Origin of the sequence: Salmonella sp. SAL4457 (assembly GCF_046548235.1) — a bacterium.
Lineage (GTDB): Bacteria > Pseudomonadota > Gammaproteobacteria > Enterobacterales > Enterobacteriaceae > Salmonella > Salmonella enterica.
The window spans coordinates 1-244 of sequence record NZ_JBGDZO010001158.1; the positions used below are offsets into that span (position 1 = coordinate 1).

Sequence of the window (244 nt, forward strand, 5' to 3'; positions counted from 1 at the left end):
GGATGAACGACTCCAGCTTCTTCTGCAGCTCGGCCTGGTCCGGCACTTCCTTGGTGATCACCGCCTTGGCATCGCCGCCCAGTTGGTAATCGTAGACGCGCACGTCACCGTCCTTCGGCCGCACCAGGATGCGGTTGCCGGAGACGATGGCGACGTTCTGCTCGCTGCCCGACGGCTTGATCACGCCGAAGCCCGTGTCGCCTTCCGGCAGGTTCAGCAGGTCGCGGCCCCAGCACTGGTGGAC

General features: G+C 65.6%; 1 protein-coding gene. It reads right to left on the reverse strand.

Annotated elements, in window-relative coordinates; genetic code table 11:
• Positions 1–244: hypothetical protein (locus ACLJNW_RS27805; protein ID WP_410961813.1), on the reverse strand; the 244-nt coding region annotated here is incomplete at both ends.